The organism is Escherichia fergusonii ATCC 35469, assembly GCF_000026225.1.
Classification (GTDB): domain Bacteria; phylum Pseudomonadota; class Gammaproteobacteria; order Enterobacterales; family Enterobacteriaceae; genus Escherichia; species Escherichia fergusonii.
The window spans coordinates 2018790-2037969 of record NC_011740.1; the positions used below are offsets into that span (position 1 = coordinate 2018790).

Annotated in this window: 14 protein-coding genes and 1 pseudogene; 6 read left to right on the forward strand and 9 right to left on the reverse strand. The window is 51.4% G+C overall.

All coding sequences use genetic code 11. The annotated features are described in order from the left end of the window. Positions 1 to 2 precede the first annotated feature (2 nt). From icmH to tssB, 9 genes are read right to left on the reverse strand one after another with little or no spacing between them, the layout of a single operon-like run. Complete coding sequence (gene icmH, locus EFER_RS09880) at positions 3 to 812, reverse strand: type IVB secretion system protein IcmH/DotU (RefSeq protein ID WP_001294880.1); 810 nt, start codon at positions 810 to 812, stop codon at positions 3 to 5. Beyond that, positions 805 to 2160 carry a type VI secretion system baseplate subunit TssK gene (gene tssK, locus EFER_RS09885; protein ID WP_000201154.1) on the reverse strand — a complete coding sequence of 452 codons (1356 nt, stop codon included), beginning with the start codon at positions 2158 to 2160 and terminating at the stop codon, positions 805 to 807. Before tssK ends, icmH begins: the two co-directional genes overlap by 8 nt. Before the next feature lie 2 nt (positions 2161 to 2162). Further along, a complete protein-coding gene (tssJ, locus tag EFER_RS09890) occupies positions 2163 to 2666 on the reverse strand; it encodes a type VI secretion system lipoprotein TssJ (protein WP_123059606.1) in 504 nt (167 codons plus the stop codon). A gap of 26 nt (positions 2667 to 2692) precedes the next feature. After that, positions 2693 to 3973 carry a type VI secretion system-associated FHA domain protein TagH gene (tagH, locus tag EFER_RS09895; RefSeq protein ID WP_000829652.1) on the reverse strand — a complete coding sequence of 427 codons (1281 nt, stop codon included), beginning with the start codon at positions 3971 to 3973 and terminating at the stop codon, positions 2693 to 2695. A gap of 23 nt (positions 3974 to 3996) precedes the next feature. Then, a complete protein-coding gene (tssG, locus tag EFER_RS09900; protein WP_000907476.1) occupies positions 3997 to 5034 on the reverse strand; it encodes a type VI secretion system baseplate subunit TssG in 1038 nt (345 codons plus the stop codon). Next, positions 4998 to 6830 (reverse strand): type VI secretion system baseplate subunit TssF, encoded by a 1833-nt coding sequence (gene tssF, locus EFER_RS09905; RefSeq protein WP_000895889.1) that lies wholly within the window; start codon positions 6828 to 6830, stop codon positions 4998 to 5000. Before tssF ends, tssG begins: the two co-directional genes overlap by 37 nt. A gap of 5 nt (positions 6831 to 6835) precedes the next feature. Then, positions 6836 to 7273 (reverse strand): type VI secretion system baseplate subunit TssE, encoded by a 438-nt coding sequence (tssE, locus tag EFER_RS09910; RefSeq protein ID WP_000877049.1) that lies wholly within the window; start codon positions 7271 to 7273, stop codon positions 6836 to 6838. 2 nt (positions 7274 to 7275) lie between these two features. Further along, on the reverse strand, positions 7276 to 8757 hold the full coding sequence (gene tssC / locus EFER_RS09915) for a type VI secretion system contractile sheath large subunit (protein WP_000058010.1): 1482 nt from the start codon (positions 8755 to 8757) through the stop codon (positions 7276 to 7278). Positions 8758 to 8771: 14 nt separating this feature from the next. Continuing rightward, positions 8772 to 9272 carry a type VI secretion system contractile sheath small subunit gene (gene tssB, locus EFER_RS09920; RefSeq protein WP_000098291.1) on the reverse strand — a complete coding sequence of 167 codons (501 nt, stop codon included), beginning with the start codon at positions 9270 to 9272 and terminating at the stop codon, positions 8772 to 8774. Positions 9273 to 9963: 691 nt separating this feature from the next. On the opposite strand from tssB, the gene EFER_RS09930 reads away from it, so the two are divergent. From EFER_RS09930 to EFER_RS09955, 6 genes and pseudogenes are all read left to right on the forward strand, one after another. After that, positions 9964 to 10482 (forward strand): Hcp family type VI secretion system effector, encoded by a 519-nt coding sequence (locus EFER_RS09930; protein WP_001142958.1) that lies wholly within the window; start codon positions 9964 to 9966, stop codon positions 10480 to 10482. A 209-nt stretch (positions 10483 to 10691) separates the two neighbouring features. Beyond that, on the forward strand, positions 10692 to 12638 hold the full coding sequence (locus EFER_RS09935) for a type VI secretion system Vgr family protein (RefSeq protein ID WP_001114047.1): 1947 nt from the start codon (positions 10692 to 10694) through the stop codon (positions 12636 to 12638). Between the two features lie 21 nt (positions 12639 to 12659). After that, entirely contained in the window at positions 12660 to 13079 is a 420-nt protein-coding gene (locus EFER_RS09940) for a DcrB-related protein (RefSeq protein WP_001106814.1), read from the forward strand. A gap of 26 nt (positions 13080 to 13105) precedes the next feature. Next, a complete protein-coding gene (locus tag EFER_RS09945) occupies positions 13106 to 17737 on the forward strand; it encodes an RHS repeat-associated core domain-containing protein (protein ID WP_000534321.1) in 4632 nt (1543 codons plus the stop codon). A 6-nt stretch (positions 17738 to 17743) separates the two neighbouring features. Next, positions 17744 to 18016 (forward strand): hypothetical protein, encoded by a 273-nt coding sequence (locus EFER_RS09950; RefSeq protein WP_000104379.1) that lies wholly within the window; start codon positions 17744 to 17746, stop codon positions 18014 to 18016. 250 nt (positions 18017 to 18266) lie between these two features. Beyond that, a pseudogene (locus tag EFER_RS09955) lies at positions 18267 to 18719 on the forward strand (ISAs1 family transposase); the annotation flags it as partial. Between the last annotated feature and the right edge of the window lie 461 nt (positions 18720 to 19180).

Here is a 19180-nt window from a genome sequence, read left to right on the forward strand (position 1 = left end):
CCTTACCTGGCAAGCAGCCGGTTTAACTGGTGAAGAATATCCTGTGTCTGACTGTCCAGGCGGAGCAGGTAAAACAGATAAAACAGCGCCAGCACCACCACTCCCCCCAAAAAGAGGTGCCTGATGGTCAGACGTTGCATCAACTGGTAGCGTCCACCTTGTGTTTTTTTGTCCTGATGCAGCAGCGGAAAGGGAGCATCGCCACGCAGTTTGTGCAGCACGTGATGCAGACGACGGTAGATTTGTTCAAATTCATCCGGGTTCTGTACCGCAACCTTATAGCGCCCGCGAAAGCCCAGAGAAAAACAGATATAAAGGAATTCGAGTAAATCCTGATAACGCTTCGGTTCACGCAACAGGCGTTCCAGCAGAATGAAGACTTTCTCACCGCCCCAGGCTTCGTTATGGAAATGCACCAGCAACGACTGTTTGATCCACTCGTTTTTATTTGACCAGCCATTCCCCAGCGCGGCTTCATCAATAAAAGTGCAGAGGATGTAACGGAACGAGACAATGATGCCGGGCTCATAACCCTGCTCCTGGAGTAATTGCTCTACTGCCTGCACATCGGTGACCACCTGGCTGAACAGGTGATCCGGCATCGTCTGGCTGTTCATGGTTGTCAGGCGCATCACCATCCCCAGCAGCGGCGTGGCGGCATCGATCATTGGATTCAGGCTGTTGCCTCGCAGGGGAAGACGATACTGGCGACAGGAGATCTCCTCCTGAAAAATATCAGGCGCCACCAGCGGCCTCTTTTCCACCACCGGAGTGTCGCTATTTTCAGGTAACAGGGCAGCCTGTTCACTCATGAGCCTGGCCCCTTATCGCCCACAGTTGCATGTCCAGCTCCGGGAAGGTGCCGGAAATATGCAGTGACAGCGCACCGGCTTTCACCACGTCCTGCCAGGCTGATGCACCTTTATCCAGGTCGAAATAAACAAAACCTTCATGGTATGGCAACTGACGCGGTGCTGCGGTCCGTGGAACCAGCGGAATACCCGGAACCTGTACGCTGACCACATCGCGAATTTTATTGCTGGCGGCAACTTTCGACTGCTGGGTAAACTGGAGAATAATCTGGTTATGCGGCATTCGCGCCCGGACAGCCAGCACAAAGGAAGCAGACTGCAACAACGTCGGATCGTTAACAGTGGCGGTATAAATTCCGTCCATAAAGCGCAATGGCAGGTTTTGAGCCCGTGGCATCAGCACGATATTAAGCGTCCTGCGTAATTCCGGGATCACTGTATTAAACGACAAGGTGAGATCGTGGTGATCGTAAGGCTCCACAGGACAGGGCAAACGACTGTTCTCAGTGAAAGTCATCAGTTCGCCCAGTAATTTCACCAGATCCAGATAAAAATCCTCCGGATGCAGGGTGTGCAGGTGTGAGCGGTGAGTGAAGTGCATCTGGTTACGGTTGAGGATCTGCAACATCATAAACTCGGCCACATCGGCAATGCCGCTTTGTTCCGGCGAACCAATACGACTTGCCAGTTCAATTGCCCGGCTGGCGACCAGCCCCTGAATCTCTCCGGCAAACCGACCCAGCGTGTTGCTAACGCGAACAGACTGGCAGGTGGGAATAAAGTTTTCATCCAGCACCAGTGCGCCATTAGCCAACCTATCGCGGATACGGCACAAAGGCAGCGTGACCATACCGCTCCGATCCTCACCACCGCCGACAATCCTGGGGGTAAGCTGCGCCAGCAACAGTTGCCTGACATCCCCTTCATCGGTGTGTAAATCGCGTACATCGGCATAGTTAAGACGATAACGTCGGGAACTCTGCCCGGCGCTGTGGTGGCCATCCACTTCATTAATAACATCACTAATAACGGGCAAGGCCAGATAAATGATGTGGCTTTCAGGTGTATTCAGTACCTTTGGTTCTAATGGCTCTGGCAGTAAATCCTGATCAGGAATGCTGAAAACCGTGCCGTCCGGCATACAGCCTTCAGCATGATCAATATGAATTTTACCCTGGCTCAATAAGTCGATATTGAGAGACAACCGGGTGAATCCCCAGAAAAAGTCACTCTGAGCATTCAGGCGATTACCAAGGATATAATCGTTATAACGTTGCTGTTGCTGAAAATGCTGTGGCTGAACAAATAGCCCCTCCTGCCAGATCACCTTATTTTTAATGGTCGCCATTATCAGTTGTCCTCTTTTTTCATTTCGATACTGCCCTGTCGTACATGTACCAGCAGGCGGTAGTTGTGGCCGACGCCATCCACCGGCTCTATCTGTTTCCACTCGGTGGCCTGGTCATCAGAAAAATAGGCCACAACGCCAATAAACTGCGTTTTCTCATCCAGCTTCACTGGCGGCAGGGTTTTGATGGTGTCCGGCAGCAGATTAAAATCCTGATGATCGATATAGTTTTTACCCAGCACATCCGGCAGTGGCGTACTGGCAATCTGGTCATAGTCCGCAGCCTGCAACTTCGAGTCGTCACTCAGATAGACCAGTTGTACATCCACAGCCGCTGCTTCGCCGTCCGCATTGGTATTCGTGTCCGGTTCGGTCAGCAACGTAACCGTAACCTCAGAGGGTTGTTCAGTTATCTTCCCAACCGGGATATCCGGGTTTTTGATCACCTGACTGATTTTTTTCACTGTTTCGCATCCCGTCAGAGTGATGTTGAACAGCATCACCATTGCGCAGACACGGAAAAAACGCCCAGTCATGCTTCTGGCTCCCGCTGTTTTTCACGAAGAACCCGGTCATAGACCTGGGCGTAGACTTCGTTAAACAACATCTCAAACCCCTGCTGGCGATCTGACGCCAGTTCATCGTAGTAGTTGCAGTACATCTGCCATGCCCCGGCATCATCCAGTGGCTGGCGTAACTCATGGCTTCGACGGTACTGGACAAAACGTCGTATCAGACTCTGAGGGGAAAATGCGTCCAGCAACACACGCAGCGACTCCACAATCGCTGCCCGGTTGGCATCATCGTGATGGCGGATATTACGCAGGCTTTCCCCCACAGCTGCGGGAGCAGCCAGGTGTACAGGACTTTTTCCTTCGGCAAACATGACATCCAGCGCCGAGTCATAACTCATGTTCAGGCGCAACGGGTTATCCTCCAGCGGGCGCAGATGTTTATCTGACAGGCTGTTACGCCGCTGTTGCAGATCCAGCAGACCTTTAATGGCTGCCTGCAACGTTCGCCCGACTTCCTCAAGGAAATCATCGGCCTCTTTGGAGTTATGTACGGTCAGAGAACAGCCCAGCCCACGTAATAATGGCGTGACGGCAAGATGCCTTTGTGCCATCTCAACAGGCGTATCTTTATCCCGAGGTTCGGCATATATCGGAGGCAAATCCATAAACGGGGTATCAATCTCATTATTACGCGCAGTGCCGGATAAGAGGGACGATGACCTGCCCGGAGGCGTATCGGAGAACAGGGAACCCGCTACGGTCAGACTCTCCGTCTGGAGTACCTGTAAAGGATCAGTCGAGAAACTGTTAACTACCGTATCTGCCATCTGATGTTTGCGGGACATTCCCGGATATTCAGGCTGGCCTTCTGTCGTCAGCAGGATATCCACCAGGCGATCACGGTTAGTCACAATCGTTTCAGGCGCAGCCATCTGTTCGTCATAATCCGTGTGTTTTCCTTCGGACAGAAAAACTTTCAGGAGCAGTGATCCCAGTAAAATTTCATCGCCCTGCCGCAACTGGATTAGCGCGGAGGTGGCAGCAACAGGTGCCTGGTTGATCCAGATTTGCCCACTGAGATTTTTCAGGCAGAAGACACTACCCGACATCACTACCGCGCAGGCTTTGTCAGTAACCGTCTGCTCTCTGTCCTGTACAGACCAGTGGCAATCCTCTGCACTACCAATAGCACCTCCTTCACGGGTAAACAGGCATTTTGCGGGCCGCCCACTTTCCAGTTCACCACCATTCATCACCTGTAACAGAAGTGAAGGAGAAGATTGTTTGTTCTCAGCCATACTGGCTCCATATTGTTATCTGGTTACGACCTGACATTGATAATGACGCCGGATTCTGGCTCCGGCTGCCCGATAAAACTGGTCCATCCCAACAGGGAGTTTTGTGCCCGCCCCAGGACCATGCCCCCCGCCTGCTCCGGAGCAAAACCAAGACGCAAATCCCAGGCCAGTTGATCCCGCAGGATAAACGCCACAAACAGGGTCAGCGGTATAAAATTCAGGCCATTTGGCAGGAATGACAACAGACGATCTCGGGAAAGATTATTGATACACAACAAAAACTTACCGCTGCGATCCGGTATACGGCTACCAAGCGTAAAATTGCTTCCCAACACCGACTTCTCAATAAATTTTTTACCGGTGCGGGCGGTCCGTATTCCCAAACGGTTTTGCCTTTCTGGCGTAATATCCACCTGGCGTAACTGCCATCCTTCAAGGGAGACATCAGGTAAATCGAAGCAGTGAGAAATCAAACTACAGATGACTTCAGGTGAGCGCCCCGGACTTGCCAGCGTTCCGGCATAGGCCAGCATTTTGCTGTGGTTAATCGCAAGCTGATCGCGGAGAGATTCGCTTCCCAGCCCGACCAGTGCATACATACGCCGGGAAAAATCATCCACACCGCCATTACGAAAACAGACGTAATAACGGTATTTTCGCCAGATGTGATACAGAAATTGCGTCCAGCGATGAGCAAACAGATCAAGAAAACCTGCCAGCCCCTCTTCTTCCTGAGCAACCTCCAGCGCCAGTTCATCCAGGTAATAACCGGGCAATGGTGACTGACTGCCGTGCAGACCTGAAAATGAAACGGTGATGGCATACTGGCCGTTCTCTTTTTTCGTCAGGCTCACCACATCACTTTTAGGGAAGACAAGACTGGCATCAGCGACAAAATGCGCAATTTCGTCCTCCGGCTCCGTATCCAGAGAAACCACTGACCTGTGTCCGGTATGGCGATACAGGGACTCCATCAGCGCAAAAAAGTTATAGCTGCAAGCGTCTGAAAAAACGGTGTCCTGCCCTATATCAGCGTGTGCTGACCTGTCCTTTCCGGCCATTCATAGCACTCCTGGTTATCCATATTCATTATTTTTAATTCGTGGAAACTGTTCACGCTGGCGTACAACGAAAAGAAATGAGACAGCACCGTACCCAGTAGATAAATCTCCCCTTCACAGGCAAACGGTTCTGCGCGGATATACAGGGTGGAGGTCAAACCGCGTACGGGAACACCTTTAAACAGGTAGTCAACCGGGCGGGTGTCAATCCGTTCGATGGCATCCAGTTTTTGCCGGGAGAGATGCGCTGTCTGAGGATTGTGGATACCGGGCAAGTCATAAATGCACAGCACCTGTTTAAGCGCATCTTTGTTCAACAGGGAAAGGTAATTCATACTCATACTGGACAAAAGCTGCCAGTGCAGACGCCCGTCCAGAACAGGGTAGAGCGATGGCGTCGGACGAGTGATATTACGAAATGAAGCCACCGCAGCATTTTTCTCTGCCGAGAGGGAAATATCGCCAGAATGTAATTTTTCAGGAAGATTACGGTTTGTACAGGTTAACGACACCGAAACAACCTCCTGCGTATTCCATGAGGCTGGCGGAGTGTTATCAGCAAGAACAAAAGATAGCGAATGATCAAACCCGGAGTGAAAAAGCGACGATTCCGTTCTGATCCGGTAATAAATGGTTTCCCGGTTACGGGCAAACTCGATCTGGTGCTGAAAACTTTCAAACGCAGGGTATCTGCGTGAAGAGACTGGCTGCCGCGCTTTTCCGTATTTGTTTTCTGACCGCCGGGAGCTTTCAACGCTATCAACAGAAAAAATGTCATAACACTCGCTATGCATATAACTCGCCCGCAGAGGGTACTCTTCACGGGAGTCTACGATAGCAATGGGTTCACTTTCACAGGAAAACAGATTAATGGCCGGTGCACAATACAACCGCAATGATGTTTTTCGGATACGGGTGTCCAGTGGCAAAGGACGCGAGAAATGCAGTCGAAGGGTAAACCTGTTCACATCCTTATCAGTAACAGGCAGCGAGTGAATTCCCTGCACATTAAAGAAGAAAAAAGCGTCCTTAAAACACAGGTATTCCTGCAATATACGGTAACCACTGTAGACATTACCGGGCCAGGGTAAAAGCGCATCCTGTTTACTGAACCCAACCTGCTCCAGTGCGAAGTCTGGTAAACGAACGGAGTCGCCTTCTGTAACAAATTCAGCATCCGCCAGATATTCACTCAACCAGAGATAGAGCTGGTTGCGGGTGTATTCATCTTCATCGCCCAGCCAGAAACGCAGCTTGTTGAAATCAGTTCGCCCCGGATTGATTCCGTTTTCAGCAAAAAAAGCAATCTCAATACATCCCTGCTGCTGATTATTATGCAGGGTGATATTTTCCACCGTGACGGGCAGCAGCCAGATATCCCGACAAAGCGTGAAGATACACGGAGGCTGAAGAGTACTGTCGTCATCATTTCCGGGAGCGAATGGATAACTTCCCTCCCCGTTCATCATCTGTGCACCACGGGCAATCAACACCGGGGTGTCAATCTTCCGCGTATCTGGTTCATATTCAATGATGGTCATGCTGGGTGTGGGCCGTAAATAATTCGGCCACAACATGTTAATCAGGCTGTGAGTGACTTCGGGAAATTCATCATCAATTTTGGCGCGCAGATTGCCGGCGAGCAGGGCAAATCCTTCCAGCAAGCGTTCTACATCAGGATCGGCTCCTTTATCGGCCAGAAAGCGCGCCAGATGAGGCTTATCCTTTGCCAACAGTTTCCCGGCCTGACGCAGGTAATCCAGCTCTTTTCGGTAATACCGTTCCTCAAATAACATACTGATCAGTCCACCAGGTAATGTTGTTTATTATCAAGGGATAAGCTGAACTCCAGAACATCCCTGACGTTCTGGAATTCCACCGTTGCCGTAATATGAAGGCGCAGATCCAACGGTCCGTTTCCGGTATCACTTTTTTCCATATAAACATCTGCATGTGTTATCCGGGGTTCGTGCTTTTCGATGCACTCTTTTACCGCCCGTTCAATAGCAGCATTAAATCCCTGGGATGTTGTGGCGGCGTCATTAAAATCGAGTACGCCCAGCAAAGGAGAAGCCCGGCAGCTACCAGGCCGGGTATTCAAAATATTATGCAGATTATGTCGGATGGATAACTGAAGCATCCCGGCATTAACAGGACGAGGAACCGGTGATCGGGCCGCTTCACGTACACGTTCAAATAAACTTCCCGAAGCCCGTAATCCCCGGTCCTGATACTTCATAATTATTCCTTGTCCAGACGTCCGACCAGGGCAAGTTCAAATGTCGCCCCCATATATTTAAAGTGCGGCCTCACGGCGAGCGCGACCTTGTACCAGCCCGGTTCACCTTCAACATCCTGCACTTCAATCTTCGCAGCCCTGAGCGGTTTGCGGCTGCGCACATCTGCTGGCGGGTTTTCCTGGTCGGCCACATACTGGCGAATCCAGATATTCAGTTCCCTTTCCAAATCGGAACGTTCTTTCCAGGAGCCAATCTGCTCACGTTGCAACACTTTAATAAAATGGGCGAGGCGGGTAATAATGAACATATAGGGCAACTGAGTACCCAGTTTGTAGTTAGTTTCGGCCTCTTTCCCCTCCCTGGTGTTTGGAAACACTTTCGGTTTCTGCACCGAGTTGGCGGAGAAGAAACATGCGTTATCACTGTCCTTACGCATGGTCAGGCTGATAAAACCCTCTTCTGCCAGTTCATATTCCCGGCGATCAGTAATCAGGACTTCGGTTGGAATTTTGGCTTGTATCTGACCAAGTGATTCATATAAATGTACAGGTAAGTCTTTTACTGCACCGCCACTCTGTGGCCCGATGATGTTGGGACACCAGCGATATTTTGAAAACGAGTCCGTCAGGCTACAGGCCAGCAAAAATGCTGTATTTCCCCATAAATAGTCTTCATGTCTATGACGGACATCTTCCTCATAGCAGAAAGATTTAACCGGATTTTCCGTTGGAGAATAAGGAAGTCGCAGCAGGACACGGGGAGCCGTGAGCCCCAGATAACGAGAATCTTCAGACTCACGCAGCGCACGCCATTTTGTATAAGCCGGGCCCTCAAAGACAGAATAAAGATCTTTAATGGTCGGAAGTTCGGTATATGAATTAAGTCCAAAAAATTGCGGTGCCACGGAAGACAAAAACGGCGCATGAGCCATTGATCCTACAGCACTGACATACTGCAACAGCTTCATATCCGGCGTGGTGTTTTTAAATTCATAAGCCCCCACCACGGCAGCCACGGGTTCGCCACCAAACTGGCCATATCCCGATGAGTAAATATGCTTGTAAAAGCCAGACTGAACAATTTCTGGAGCAAATTCAAAATCTTCCAGCAATTCTTCTTTGGTGGCGTGGATCAAATGAATTTTGATATTTTCTTTGAAATCGGTTCTGTCAACCAGCAACTTCATTGAACGCCAGAATGATTCCAGCTGTTGTACGGGTTCAGAGTGCAGGATCTCGTCTGTCTGAGCACTGAGTTTTTGGTCCAGTACTGTAATCATCCTGTCTACGGCCAGCCGATTAATTGCATCACCGGTATCAGATGTCAGAATACTTCTGATAAATGCCACAACGCCCTGCCGGGCTACATCATAACCATCTGACTCAGGCTGGATGCGGGTTCTGGACATGATTTCATCCAGCAGAGAGTGCTGTGGAGCAACCGATTCAGCAAGTGGAGAAGTAAGCTCTTCCTGTAATGACATACCAACATCCTTCCTTATTTCTGATCGATGATATCCAGTTCCCGGAGGAGCTGCTCACGGGTTTCTTCGTTATCCAGCAAAGCCTGAAGCTGGGCGCGGAATGCAGGGACATTCCCCATTGGTCCACGTAAAGCAACGAGAGCCTCACGCAGTTCCAGTATTTTCTTCATTTCGGGCACTTGCCTTGCGATATTGTCTGGTGAAAAATCATCCAGTGATTTAATGTCCAGGGTGACACTCATTTCGCCGTCAGGTTTTTCACTGAGCTTGTCAGCAACCGTCACCGTGGTTTTGATCCCGACTTCTGCCATTACAGAACGGAAATTGTTTTTATTAATGGACACCGCCTGGCGTTCATCAATAGGTGTTTCATCCAGAGCGCCTTTTGTGTCGCCAACCACCACAATATTAAGTGGGAGCTCAACTTCAGCGGCCTGATCATTAGTGCGTGGCACATAGTGGATATTAATTCTCTCGCGAGGCGCAATACTGCCGCCGTATTTTTGGCTGCTCATATGATTAGTCCATCTTGTTGTGGCCCTGAACACAGCATGATCCGTACCAAACAAAAATACCGGCAATGCCGCTCCAGTGGCGATAAAAATAAGAATCACAAATTATCATTGCTCCGCATTCTACGCCTGAAAATAAATTTTAAAAACCTTTTTCTTTGTTTGAAACAGATGTATTCTCCTTTCAACAATATGCTTAAACACAATCACATAATGCAATTAAAGATGAATGTAAAACAAAAATTACCGCCAAATAAAATATATTATGTTATTGATTTTATTGGTGATTTTAACGAAGCATTATCACGATAAATATTTATTTATAGAAACATTAACTTTACTTATGTATCGTGAGAAAATCCTCACGAAACGCCTTAATAATCAGCAAGAGGTAATCCAAAAAAGAAAGGCATAATATTATTCACGATACAATAACACTTATTTTTATCGCGGTTAAACCTACCCTGCGAGAGTAAAGCACATGCACATAAATTGATGTATTAAGGTTAAATGAACCTGTTATTTATAACTTATTCAAATTTCTTTTACGAATACCAAATAACAGATCTATTGATCATCTGAATACTTAATAATGACGCGACTCTTAGTATAAAGTCGTATCGTTATCCGTTTGCCGAAAATAACCGGCAGGCAATTTATATTAATAGTCAACACCTTTACAAGGAATTCACAAATGCCAACTCCGTGTTACATCTCTATTACTGGTCAAACCCAGGGGAATATTACCGCAGGTGCTTTTACCGCTGATTCCGTCGGTAATATCTATGTGCAGGGTCACGAAGACGAAATGCTGGTTCAGGAGTTCCTGCATAACGTCACCGTCCCGACTGATCCGCAATCCGGTCAACCTGCGGGTCAGCGCGCCCACAAACCGTTCATCTTTACCGTGGCGTTGAACAAAGCTGTTCCGCTGATGTACAACGCACTGGCCTCAGGCGAAATGCTACCAACCACAGAGTTGCACTGGTGGCGTACCTCTGTTGAAGGTAAACAAGAGCATTATTTCACCACCCGTCTGACGGATTCGACGATTGTGGATATGAAACTTCATATGCCGCATTGCCAGGACCCGGCAAAACGCGAGTTCACCCAGTTGCTCGAAGTGTCTCTTGCCTACCGTAAAATCGAGTGGGAACACGTCAAGTCTGGCACATCTGGGGCTGATGACTGGCGCGCACCTTTGGAAGCATAAATTAAACCAACAGCATTCTGCCCTGCCGGGCGGAGTGCTGTTTTTTTTGCATCAAATTCAAGCGAAGTCGAAAAAAAATCTTTTTAAGCAAATGGTTATGTTTTTACGGGAGATGGCGGTCGCCGGAAACTTCGGCGGTAGCGTGCCTGAAGCCCGGCGGTCACCACATTGCCAGAACCGCTATTTTCCTGCCAACAGAGGAGATTACTATGCCAGAAGGAACGCGCTTTACCCTGGAGGCCAGCGGGCTTCCCCCCGACACCTTCGCCGTTGTCACCTTCCACCTCTCCCAGTCCCTTTCCTCGTTGTTCACCCTCGACGTCACCGCCGTCAGTCACGACCCCGCCATCGATTTCTCCGCCATCATCGATGAGGACGTCACCCTGACTATCTGGCAGGGCGACTCCCCACAGCGACGGGTAAAAGGACTGGTCACATGGTGCGAACAGGGCGATACCGGTAAACACCAGACTCAGTACCGCATGCGTATCCGCCCTCCTTTCTGGCGCTCATCCCTCCGCCAGAACTGCCGCAGCTACCAGAACCAGGACATCCGCACCATCCTCTTCACCCTGCTCAGAGAGATGGGCGTGCTTTATTACGATGCCCTCTTTGCACTCCCTCACCCCGCCCGCGAGTTCTGCGTCCAGTTCATGGAAACCGACTTCGATTTCGCACGCCGCCTCATGGCCGAGGAAGGGATTTACTTCTTTGAAGAGGAAGACCTTCAGGCCGCCACCCAGAAGCTCATCATGGCCGACAAAGCCGGTTACCAGCAGTCCGCCCTGTCTCTGCCCTATAACCCCAACGGCGACGTCACCCCTGAATACTGTATCCGCAGCTTCCGCCGCAGCACTCAGATCCGACCGGCTAAAGTGGTTTCCCGGGATTACACCTTTACCGCACCCAACTGGCGCGGGCAGTTTGAGCGACGCGGTGACAACATGCCTTTCCAGCGTCCCGACTACGAGATTTTCGACTATCCGGGGCGCTTCAAGGATGAACAGCACGGCGCGGGCTTTACCCGTTACCAGCTTGAAGGGCTGCGTAATAACGCCGAGTGTGCTGACGGCTCTTCGAACTCCCCGCAACTGTGGCCGGGAATGCGCTTCACGCTGTCAGCCCATCCGCGCGCGGACCTGAACGTTCTCTGGCAGGTGGTGGAAAGTGAGCTGCACGGCGAACAACCCCAGGCGCAGGTCGGCCACGGCGGTTCCGGCACCACCCTGGTCAATGACTTTACCGTCATTCCCGGACACCAGACCTGGCGTCCTGTCCCTGAACCCAAACCACTGATTGACGGCCCGCAGACCGCCGTTGTCACCGGACCGCCGGGCGAGGAAATCTTCTGCGACGAACACGGGCGCGTGCGCGTGAAGTTCACCTGGGACCGCTACAACGCCGCTGACCAGGACAGCTCCTGCTGGGTGCGGGTGTCGCAGGCATGGGCCGGAACCGGCTTCGGCAACCTCGCCATCCCCCGCGTGGGCCAGGAGGTCATCGTGGACTTCCTCAACGGCGACCCCGACCAGCCCATCATCATGGGCCGCACCTACCACCAGGATAACCGGTCGCCGGGCAGCCTGCCGGGAACGAAGACACAGATGGCGATACGCTCAAAAACCTACAAGGGGAGCGGTTATAACGAACTCATGTTTGAGGACAGGACCGGGCAGGAGCTGCTCTCCATGCATGCACAGAAGGATATGTCAACCGTGGTGCTTAATCACCGGGTGACGACCGTGGGAGCCAACCATGTGGAATCGGTCACTGGCGTTCAGACCATCGATGTCCAGGCAGGCCAGGCAATCAAAGTCCATGCCAGCCACGATCAGAAAGTGAAGGCGATGCACAACACGCTGGTCGGTGAAAATAAAGTCGAGCTGGTCGCCGGGAAATACCTGATGAACAGCGCGTCAGAAGTCACCATCGCCTGTGGCGATGCCGCCATTACGCTGACCCAGGACGGCAACATCAACTGGTACTGCAAAAACTTCAATATCTATGCGGACGGAAAAGGTGAGATCACCGCCACCGATACCGTGGATATCAACATGGACGGGGCAAAACCCGGAAAGATTGGCGCACACTTTGGCCCCGACGATATCAATAACGCCGTCAAAGCCGCATTTCCCCCGCCAGCCCCTGAGAAATAAAAAAACAACAAGGAATAACGCATGAATTACATCACCCATGAAGGCACACTGACGCTCCCCGGCTGTGACGGTTTCGTTGATGAAACGGTCAATATTCTGAAACTGCCACAACATCAGGCATCGCTGGTGATCAGCCGTGCCCGGCTGAGCGAAGGGCTGCTGCCGGACGTTTACCTTTCCCGCCAGATAGCAAAACTGAAGAAAGATACCCGCCATTTTCTGAGCAGTGAACCCGTACCGGTCATGCTGGGAGACATTCCGGCACTGGAATTAAGCTGCTCATTTGAAAAGCAGAACGTAAAAATTTACCAGCAACTGCTGTGTACACAGCAGACGCCCGCATTGCTGGTGCTCTCATTTACCCGTCTTGCCCCCCTGGATGAAGCCGCCACGCAGTGGTGGCAGCAGGTCAAAGCCAGCTTTGCTTCCCGCCAGGCATAACAGCACCATGACAAAGGGGCATCACAATGGGCAGTGACTTTCTCGCAGCCAAAAAGGACGATCTGCTGGTACATACCTCGCTACTGGCCGATTTTGTCTCGTCGTTTGTCAAAGGGGCCATATATGTCGCCGTCGCCGTAGGGGCAGCCGCTGCTGCCACGGCTGCCGTGGCCGCCACGATTGGTTCCGGCGGGACAACAGGCCCGGTTATCGCCTTTGTGGTCAGCGGGCTGGTGGTTAATGGCGTGGGGGCCGGATTTGGTGATCTGATTGATGATATTGCCGACGGTGCCGGAGAGCTGGTGGATGACGCCCTGGAGTTCTTCGGTATAAAAGGCGATCCCGATGGCAGGATTATCACCGGCTCCCCAAACGTAACCATCAAAAAGAAACCCGCCGCCCGGGCAGCCGGTAAACTGCCGTCTGCCGGTGAACTGGCAAAACTGGAAGCGGAGGACGCGAAGAAGCAGGATGCCGGTGATGTCGCCATGCATATTGCCTCCACGATTTTTTTCACAGTAGTACCGTTTGCCGGGCTGGTGAAATCGGCATGGGATTTTCTCAGCCATCCCCTTGACTCGTTACAGGAGATGATGGCCCCTACCGTTGCCAGCGCCAGTCCTCATGCCACACCGGCAAATGAGGACAGGATCTCCTGCGAAAAGTGGCACGCCATGTCGCCGGAAGAGTTGCTGCTGGCGGAGGGGTCGCGCACCGTCCACATTAACAGCCAGCCTGCCTGCCGTAACGGCGACCGCAGCACCTGTGAGGCGGTGATATCTCATACACAGAGTGGCAGCAGGGTGCGCATTGGCGGCCCGTCTGAAGTGGTCAGGGATATCCGCAGCGGAAAAAATCCGTTTATCAAACTGGCTGCCGATATTGTGGTGGCGATCGTCGCCCGTAAAGTGCTCAGCAAGTTCCGTAAAACCGGCGAAAAGGAATCCTGTTCCTGTAAGTGTCCCGAAGGCTCATTCGGCAACCCGGTGCATGGCCCCAGCGGGGCTAAAATCCAGATGGCAGAGAGTGATCTGGACTTTGCGCTGGATGGTCGCATTCCCCTTCTCTGGCAGCGATTATATGACAGCCGTAACACACAGACCGGGATGCTGGGCCGGAGCTGGCGTCTGCCTTTTGAGGTTTCGGTCTTCAGGACGGAAACACCGGATCTCACCACACCGCCGCTGGGCGATGTCACGGAAAATGGTCCGGAACAGTTTTTTTATGTGGATGATGCCGGGCGGGCATTAAAGCTCGGCGGGCTGACGCCCGGCGACAGTGCGTTTTATGTGGACGAAGGATTCCGGGTCTGGCGCAGCAAACAGGATTATTTTCTGATCCAGACGCTGGCTGGAGAGTATTCCTGCTTTGCCCCCGATCCGCTCCGCCCCGGTCACTGGCGGCTGGAAAAGATCATGGACAGGCACCTTAACAGCCTGACGATGGTCCGGGACGCCACCGGCACACTCACCCACATCCATGATGACGACCACCTTCTGGTTGTCCGCCTGCACCATGAAAACGGACGCCTGCGTGAGGTCTGGCAGCAGAGTGAGGATAACAGCCATGAACGCCTGCTGGTCAGCTATACCTTCACGCCGGAGGGACAATTGTCCGGCGTCAGTGATGCCGACGGCAATGTCACCCTGCGCTGTGAATACGGGAAACCACATGGCCTGATTCAGGCACTGTACTACCCCGGCGGACGGGGATCACACTACCGCTGGCAGCATTTTGCGGCCTGGACGGATGACACGGGAGATGCGCGTCCGGCGCACTGGCGGGTGGTGGAGCACTGGATACAGGAAGGTGCAACAGGCAACACGCCCCCGGTCCGGCTGGAGCATTACCTGTTCGACTATGACGTACCGGGACAGAGCCTGCGGCTGGTTCAGGAAGGGCGGGGAGAAAGCCTCTGGCGCTGGGACGCGCTGGGACAGATAACAGAACAGACGGATGAACTGGGCGCGGTGTGGAAAAATGTCTGGAACAGTTCGCGCCAGTTACTCAGCCACACCGATCCGCTGGGGAATACCGAAACGTATTCTTATGATGACTATGGCAATGTGGCCGTATTCACGGATGCACTGGGGCAGAAAACCGCCATCACCTGGCTGCCCGGTTTTTCGTTCCCCGTGAAATGGATACAGCCCGGTCAGGCAGTATGGACATATGACTATAACAATGCAGGGGATGTACTCAGCATCACCGATCCCCTGAACAACGTCACCCGGCTGGAGTGGGATACTGACGGTAATAACACCGTTGTCCATGATGCGGCAGGTAACACCCTGCACAGGCGTTATAACGGGCGCGGCCAGATAACGGAGTACCGGGACTGCTCTGACCGTCTGACGCGCTGGCATTACGACGAATGGGGCAGGCTGACGCATGAGGTCAACGCCGCAGGCAATATCACCCGCTACGGATATACCACAACAGACCGGCTGAACACCCTCACCCGCCCGGATGGCTGCACCATGCAGTTTGCGTATAACCCGGCAGGCGAGCTGCTCCGCCAGCAGGGTTTTGGCGGAGAGGTCACGCTCTTTACCCGCAACGCCAGAGGCCAGGTCACGCTGCGCACCGATCCGGCGGGGTATCCGTTGCGGTTCAGCTACGATCCGCTGGGGCGGCTGACGCGCCTGTACAATGAAAAAGGGGAAGCGTATTCGTTTGAATACGATGTGCGCGACCACCTGATAAAAGAAACGGGGCTAACTGGCACAGAAAAGACATATCAGCGCGATGTGCTGGGTAATCTGCTGGCGCAGACAGAAACGCCGGTGGATGGCGGCGCTCCTCTCCTCACCCGCTTTGAATACGATGCGCTGGGGCGGTTAACCGCCAGGAGTACCGCCTCGCGGCGCACGGAATACCACCACGACGCGTGGCAGACCACGCTGCGGGATATCACAGAAGACGGTGCCACAGAACTGCGTTTTGAGTATGACAAACTGGGGCAACTGACCGCCGAACATAACCACAGCGGCTGTTACCGGTTTGACCACGACGCGCCGGGCAACCGGACGGCAGAGCACTTCCCGGATGGCCGGACGCTGCGCCACCTGTATTACGGCAGCGGTCACCTGCTCCAGACCCGGCTTGACAGCGACCGGGGCAGCGAGGTGATAGCAGAGTATGAACGGGATGAACTGCACCGTGAAATCCGGCGCAGCCAGGGCAGACTCAGCCAGTACCGGGCGTACAACATCTGTGGGCACCTGACGCGCCAGAGCAGCGGGCTGAACGCACCGGAGCTGGTGACGCCACTGCTGGACAGCCGCTACCACCGGGACAGCCGGGATAACCTGCGCCGCCTGAGTTGCCAGTACAGCCAGACCATGCCCATGCTGCGTGAGGGCGCACCGCAGGAAGACGAGTTCAGCTACGACGCGCGCGGGCAGGTTGTGCGCCACGACCAGGACGGCCACAGCGAGACATTCCGTTACGACGCGGCCATGAACGGGCTGCGCTCCGGCGGTTACCCTCCCCGCCTGCCGGATGCGCCAGCCAACCAGGTGACGCTCGGCGGCGAGTTCCGTTACACCTGGGACGGCTTCGGGCGGCTGGCGCGGCGGGAAAACGTGCGTACCGGCGTGAAACAACGGATGCACTATGATGACGCGCACCGGCTGGTGACAGTGGAGATACTGAACGACCGGGACTGGAGCCGGGTGACATTCAGTTACGACGCGCTGGGCAGGCGGACGGAAAAACGCGCCTGGCGTCAGGGCGCAGAAAAACCGGAAAGGACGGTGTTTGAATGGAGCGGGATGCGGCTGTGCGGTGAGCACAATGAGAAAAGCCCGGCGGCGCACACCCTGTATCTGTATGAGGAAAACAGTTACCAGCCGCTGGCGCGGGTGGACCGTTCCAGTGGCGGCAATGAACCCTGGCAGCGGGTGCTTTACTACCACACACTGCCAAACGGGTATCCGCAGTGCATGACGGACAGCGACGGCGGGATAGTGTGGCGCGCGCGGGTGCAGTTATGGGGCAATATCCGTTTTGAGGAAAACCGGGATATTTACTCCGTGCATCCGCAGCAGAACCTGCGGTTTGCGGGGCAGTACCTGGACAGGGAAACGGGGCTTCACTACAATACATTCAGGTATTTTTTGCCGGAAAGTGGACGGTTTTCGCAGCCTGACCCGATAGGGCTGGCGGGCGGGCTGAACTTATATGCTTATGCGCCTAATCCGCTAAGTTATATTGATCCTCTTGGTCTTTGTAAATTAAGGGGAAGCGATGGGCGCTACAGAAGTGCACAGAATATTCAGGAAGAAATAGGTGGCCTACCCAATTTTGCAGGAAAAACGCCAGGGGAAATACGACAAACTTTGCGTAATCGAGGTTATTCGTCGGTACAAGCGCATAGCGGGGGAGAAGTCTGGACAAAAGCATTACCTGACGGAAATACTGTTGCAGTGAGGCTTGATCCTGCTAAGCAAAGAACTCGCCCCAAAAGTTTTGCAGATGAAGTACCTCATGCTCATATAGAATCATTACCTACATCAGGGGTTGTAAATGGGAATTATGGTGGCAAGAATAATCCAGTTGTTCCAATAGTAAAATATGATGCTTCAGGGAATATAGCTGTTACGTCGCCGGATGCACATATACCAATGCAACCAGGTCGAGGGCCTTACAGGTAATATATTATGAGTACCATTAGTCGGAATGAGCTTGTTTTTCGTTATGAAACACTTGAAGATAGTTTGAGAGACACCTTATCAAATGAGCAACTACGCGCGTTAATTGATATATATGTTCTAGCATTGGATAATTATGAGCGAGATATTATGGATGCAATTTCACTCTATATTAATGAGTATGGCAATGATGACACAAAAAAATATATGATGGAGCTTATTGAGAAAAAGAATGATGCTTATTTAAAACAAGAATTGAATTATTTAATTAATTTGATTTGAACTCTATATATTTAATAACGTGCCGGGATGGTTTATTCTCCCGGCTTTTTATTATTTAACTTTCATTCAGCACACTAAACATCCCGTCACGCATCCCCTTAACCACCAGGGAAAGATCACGTAACGCTGCTTTTTTGTACTAAATAATTCGCATTTTATGTTCATAAATTGAGATATTCCTCATTACCTGAAGCTGTTTTTTATTGCTTATACATGATCAAATACTCCTTACATAATTAAGGAGAACAAAATGGTACTTAAAAAATTGATGGAACATATTTCTGTTATCCCCGATTACAGACAAGCCTGGAAAGTGGAGCATAAATTATCGGATATTCTACTGTTGACTATTTGCGCCGTTATTTCGGGTGCAGAAGGTTGGGAAGATATAGAGGATTTTGGGGAAACACATCCCGATTTTTTGAAGCAATATGGTGATTTTGAAAATGGTATTCCTGTTCACGATACCATTGCCAGAGTTGTATCCTGTATCAGTCCTGCAAAATTTCACGAGTGCTTTATTAACTGGATGCGTGACTGCCATTCTTCAGATGATAAAGACGTCATCGCAATTGATGGAAAAACACTCCGGCATTCTTATGACAAGAGTCGCCGCAAGGGAGCGATTCATGTCATTAGTGCGTTCTCAACAATGCACAGTCTGGTCATCGGACAGATCAGGACGGATGAGAAATCCAATGAGAATAGAGTTACAACTCAAGATGATGGCAGAACATTAGCGACAAGAGGTTGCAGCTAATATGATTGTAAAAGCGCTAGAAACAAAATATGGTAAAATATATGGTCGAGATGCGATGATTTTAACTGGAACAGAGTTAAATCTATATCCATTTAATTTCACCATCAAAGTTTCATTATCGTTATCTGCCTGCAAACCTATATTAAAGATGCTTGTGATGTTATCCTCGTATTTTTTATTAACAATATTGAAAAGCTCTCTATATATAAACTTGATGATTATCCGTTTGAAAAATATACGAAATCAAGTTTGGATTTAGTAGAGGATATCCAAAAGGATGGAGTTCAGCACATAATTATCAGCACTTATGACCATGTTTTCGATATTATAGGGAAATATAAAATTAGATATTCTTAAATAATAAAAGGGGGCAAAATCAACTTCCCCCCCCCCTCTTTTTGCAC

Bases quoted from the DNA above. Each gene is read 5' to 3' on its own strand.
- icmH (WP_001294880.1), bottom strand. From the start codon at position 812: ATGAGTGAACAGGCTGCCCTGTTACCTGAAAATAGCGACACTCCGGTG.
- tssK (WP_000201154.1), bottom strand. From the start codon at position 2,160: ATGGCGACCATTAAAAATAAGGTGATCTGGCAGGAGGGGCTATTTGTT.
- tssJ (WP_123059606.1), bottom strand. From the start codon at position 2,666: ATGGTGATGCTGTTCAACATCACTCTGACGGGATGCGAAACAGTGAAA.
- tagH (WP_000829652.1), bottom strand. From the start codon at position 3,973: ATGGCTGAGAACAAACAATCTTCTCCTTCACTTCTGTTACAGGTGATG.
- tssG (WP_000907476.1), bottom strand. From the start codon at position 5,034: ATGGCCGGAAAGGACAGGTCAGCACACGCTGATATAGGGCAGGACACC.
- tssF (WP_000895889.1), bottom strand. From the start codon at position 6,830: ATGTTATTTGAGGAACGGTATTACCGAAAAGAGCTGGATTACCTGCGT.
- tssE (WP_000877049.1), bottom strand. From the start codon at position 7,273: ATGAAGTATCAGGACCGGGGATTACGGGCTTCGGGAAGTTTATTTGAA.
- tssC (WP_000058010.1), bottom strand. From the start codon at position 8,757: ATGTCATTACAGGAAGAGCTTACTTCTCCACTTGCTGAATCGGTTGCT.
- tssB (WP_000098291.1), bottom strand. From the start codon at position 9,272: ATGAGCAGCCAAAAATACGGCGGCAGTATTGCGCCTCGCGAGAGAATT.
- EFER_RS09930 (WP_001142958.1), top strand. From the start codon at position 9,964: ATGCCAACTCCGTGTTACATCTCTATTACTGGTCAAACCCAGGGGAAT.
- EFER_RS09935 (WP_001114047.1), top strand. From the start codon at position 10,692: ATGCCAGAAGGAACGCGCTTTACCCTGGAGGCCAGCGGGCTTCCCCCC.
- EFER_RS09940 (WP_001106814.1), top strand. From the start codon at position 12,660: ATGAATTACATCACCCATGAAGGCACACTGACGCTCCCCGGCTGTGAC.
- EFER_RS09945 (WP_000534321.1), top strand. From the start codon at position 13,106: ATGGGCAGTGACTTTCTCGCAGCCAAAAAGGACGATCTGCTGGTACAT.
- EFER_RS09950 (WP_000104379.1), top strand. From the start codon at position 17,744: ATGAGTACCATTAGTCGGAATGAGCTTGTTTTTCGTTATGAAACACTT.